The 3,316-nt window shown below is 52.5% G+C and carries 9 tRNA genes and 3 rRNA genes (1 of these 12 only partly in view); all 12 read right to left on the bottom strand.

The features are described from left to right. Positions 1 to 597 (bottom strand): 16S ribosomal RNA (locus ACFVS8_RS19565); the annotation flags it as partial. A gap of 158 nt (positions 598 to 755) precedes the next feature. Further along, positions 756 to 831, bottom strand: a tRNA-Ala gene (locus ACFVS8_RS19560). Positions 832 to 841: 10 nt separating this feature from the next. Then, positions 842 to 918 (bottom strand) — tRNA-Pro (locus tag ACFVS8_RS19555). Between the two features lie 9 nt (positions 919 to 927). Further along, a tRNA-Arg gene (locus ACFVS8_RS19550) sits at positions 928 to 1,004 on the bottom strand. 9 nt (positions 1,005 to 1,013) lie between these two features. Continuing rightward, positions 1,014 to 1,102 (bottom strand) — tRNA-Leu (locus ACFVS8_RS19545). Between the two features lie 12 nt (positions 1,103 to 1,114). Beyond that, a tRNA-Gly gene (locus tag ACFVS8_RS19540) sits at positions 1,115 to 1,189 on the bottom strand. A gap of 5 nt (positions 1,190 to 1,194) precedes the next feature. Continuing rightward, positions 1,195 to 1,276 (bottom strand) — tRNA-Leu (locus tag ACFVS8_RS19535). 9 nt (positions 1,277 to 1,285) lie between these two features. Next, positions 1,286 to 1,361: transfer RNA gene (locus tag ACFVS8_RS19530), tRNA-Lys, on the bottom strand. 42 nt (positions 1,362 to 1,403) lie between these two features. Next, positions 1,404 to 1,479, bottom strand: a tRNA-Thr gene (locus ACFVS8_RS19525). 10 nt (positions 1,480 to 1,489) lie between these two features. Next, positions 1,490 to 1,565 (bottom strand) — tRNA-Val (locus tag ACFVS8_RS19520). A gap of 10 nt (positions 1,566 to 1,575) precedes the next feature. Then, positions 1,576 to 1,691: ribosomal RNA gene (rrf, locus tag ACFVS8_RS19515) — 5S ribosomal RNA — on the bottom strand. A gap of 64 nt (positions 1,692 to 1,755) precedes the next feature. Then, a 23S ribosomal RNA gene (locus tag ACFVS8_RS19510) occupies positions 1,756 to 3,316 on the bottom strand; it runs 1,371 nt beyond the window's last position.

Below are 3,316 nucleotides of genomic sequence, written 5' to 3'. Positions count from 1 at the left end.
GAACCACCTGCGCGCGCTTTACGCCCAATAATTCCGGACAACGCTTGCCACCTACGTATTACCGCGGCTGCTGGCACGTAGTTAGCCGTGGCTTTCTGGTTAGGTACCGTCAAGGTACCAGCAGTTACTCTGGTACTTGTTCTTCCCTAACAACAGAACTTTACGACCCGAAGGCCTTCTTCGTTCACGCGGCGTTGCTCCGTCAGACTTTCGTCCATTGCGGAAGATTCCCTACTGCTGCCTCCCGTAGGAGTCTGGGCCGTGTCTCAGTCCCAGTGTGGCCGATCACCCTCTCAGGTCGGCTACGCATCGTCGCCTTGGTGAGCCATTACCTCACCAACTAGCTAATGCGCCGCGGGCCCATCTATAAGTGACAGCGTAAACCGTCTTTCCATCTTCTCTCATGCGAGAAAAGAACGTATCCGGTATTAGCTCCGGTTTCCCGAAGTTATCCCAGTCTTATAGGCAGGTTGCCCACGTGTTACTCACCCGTCCGCCGCTAATCTCAGGGAGCAAGCTCCCATCGATTCGCTCGACTTGCATGTATTAGGCACGCCGCCAGCGTTCGTCCTGAGCCAGGATCAAACTCTCCGAAGAAATGTTTGACTTGCTCATTTGCTTTTTTGATAGTGTGTGCTCACTTAAAATTTAACGTTGGCGCTTTGTTTTGTTCAGTTTTCAAAGAGCAATTTGACTCTTCTTAAAGAATCAACTTTCATATCATAACAAAGCCAAAACGGCTTGTCAAGTTTTTTTGGTGGAGCCTAGCGGGATCGAACCGCTGACCTCCTGCGTGCAAGGCAGGCGCTCTCCCAGCTGAGCTAAGGCCCCAAAAAAATAATGGTCGGGAAGACAGGATTCGAACCTGCGACCCCTTGGTCCCAAACCAAGTGCTCTACCAAGCTGAGCTACTTCCCGATAAAAATATGGTGCGCCCGGCGGGAGTCGAACCTACAACCTTCTGATTCGTAGTCAGATGCTCTATCCAATTGAGCTACGGGCGCATATTAAGATGGTGCCGAGGACCGGAATCGAACCGGTACGGTAGTCACCTACCGCAGGATTTTAAGTCCTGTGCGTCTGCCAGTTCCGCCACCCCGGCATAAATAAATAGTGGAGCGGAAGACGGGATTCGAACCCGCGACCCCAACCTTGGCAAGGTTGTATTCTACCACTGAACTACTTCCGCGAACATGCGGGTGAAGGGACTTGAACCCCCACGCCTTGCGGCGCCAGATCCTAAGTCTGGTGCGTCTGCCAATTCCGCCACACCCGCATAATAAAATGGTGAGCCATGAAGGATTCGAACCTTCGACCCTCTGATTAAAAGTCAGATGCTCTACCAACTGAGCTAATGGCTCATATAAACTATTTATATATGCTATATAAAGCTTGTATGAAAATGGTGCCGGCAAGAGGACTTGAACCCCCAACCTACTGATTACAAGTCAGTTGCTCTACCAGTTGAGCTACACCGGCAAGTGTAAAATGGTGGAGGATGACGGGATCGAACCGCCGACCCTCTGCTTGTAAGGCAGATGCTCTCCCAGCTGAGCTAATCCTCCATATATAACTGCTTGGCGGCGTCCTACTCTCACAGGGGGAAACCCCCAACTACCATCGGCGCTGAAGAGCTTAACTGCCGTGTTCGGAATGGGAACGGGTGTGACCTCTTCGCTATCGCCACCAAACATATAAGGAACGTTGTTCCTTCAAAACTAGATAATAAGAAGGTATTTCATTTTTTAAAAAGCGTTGGTTAAGTCCTCGATCTATTAGTATCAGTCAGCTCCACATGTCACCATGCTTCCACCTCTGACCTATCAACCTGATCATCTTTCAGGGATCTTACTAGCTTGCGCCATGGGAAATCTCATCTTGAGGGGGGCTTCATGCTTAGATGCTTTCAGCACTTATCCCGTCCGCACGTAGCTACCCAGCTATGCCTTTGGCAAGACAACTGGTACACCAGCGGTGCGTCCATCCCGGTCCTCTCGTACTAAGGACAGCTCCTCTCAAATTTCCTGCGCCCGCGACGGATAGGGACCGAACTGTCTCACGACGTTCTGAACCCAGCTCGCGTACCGCTTTAATGGGCGAACAGCCCAACCCTTGGGACCGACTACAGCCCCAGGATGCGATGAGCCGACATCGAGGTGCCAAACCTCCCCGTCGATGTGGACTCTTGGGGGAGATAAGCCTGTTATCCCCGGGGTAGCTTTTATCCGTTGAGCGATGGCCCTTCCATGCGGAACCACCGGATCACTAAGCCCGACTTTCGTCCCTGCTCGACTTGTAGGTCTCGCAGTCAAGCTCCCTTGTGCCTTTACACTCTACGAATGATTTCCAACCATTCTGAGGGAACCTTTGGGCGCCTCCGTTACTCTTTAGGAGGCGACCGCCCCAGTCAAACTGCCCACCTGACACTGTCTCCCACCCCGATAAGGGGCGCGGGTTAGAATTTCAATACAGCCAGGGTAGTATCCCACCAACGCCTCCACCGAAGCTGGCGCTCCGGCTTCTCAGGCTCCTACCTATCCTGTACAAGCTGTACCAAAATTCAATATCAGGCTGCAGTAAAGCTCCACGGGGTCTTTCCGTCCTGTCGCGGGTAACCTGCATCTTCACAGGTACTATAATTTCACCGAGTCTCTCGTTGAGACAGTGCCCAGATCGTTACACCTTTCGTGCGGGTCGGAACTTACCCGACAAGGAATTTCGCTACCTTAGGACCGTTATAGTTACGGCCGCCGTTTACTGGGGCTTCGGTTCAAAGCTTCGCTTGCGCTAACCTCTCCCCTTAACCTTCCAGCACCGGGCAGGTGTCAGCCCCTATACTTCGCCTTGCGGCTTCGCAGAGACCTGTGTTTTTGCTAAACAGTCGCCTGGGCCTATTCACTGCGGCTTTTCTGGGCTATTCACCCTAAAAAGCACCCCTTCTCCCGAAGTTACGGGGTCATTTTGCCGAGTTCCTTAACGAGAGTTCTCTCGCACACCTTAGGATTCTCTCCTCGCCTACCTGTGTCGGTTTGCGGTACGGGCACCTTACATCTCACTAGAGGCTTTTCTTGGCAGCGTGGAATCAGGAACTTCGGTACTATATTTCCCTCGCCATCACAGCTCCGCCTTAATGGAAACGGGATTTGCCTCGTTTCCGGCCTAACTGCTTGGACGCGCATATCCAACAGCGCGCTTACCCTATCCTTCTGCGTCCCCCCATCGTTCAAACGATGTATAGGTGGTACAGGAATATCAACCTGTTGTCCATCGCCTACGCCTTTCGGCCTCGGCTTAGGTCCCGACTAACCCTGAGCGG

This window comes from Agromyces sp. NPDC058110 (assembly GCF_042884735.1).
In the GTDB taxonomy this organism is placed as follows: domain Bacteria; phylum Actinomycetota; class Actinomycetes; order Actinomycetales; family Microbacteriaceae; genus Agromyces.
The sequence above is the reverse complement of the archived record's forward strand: the minus strand, read 5'-3'. Positions and strand labels throughout refer to the sequence as shown.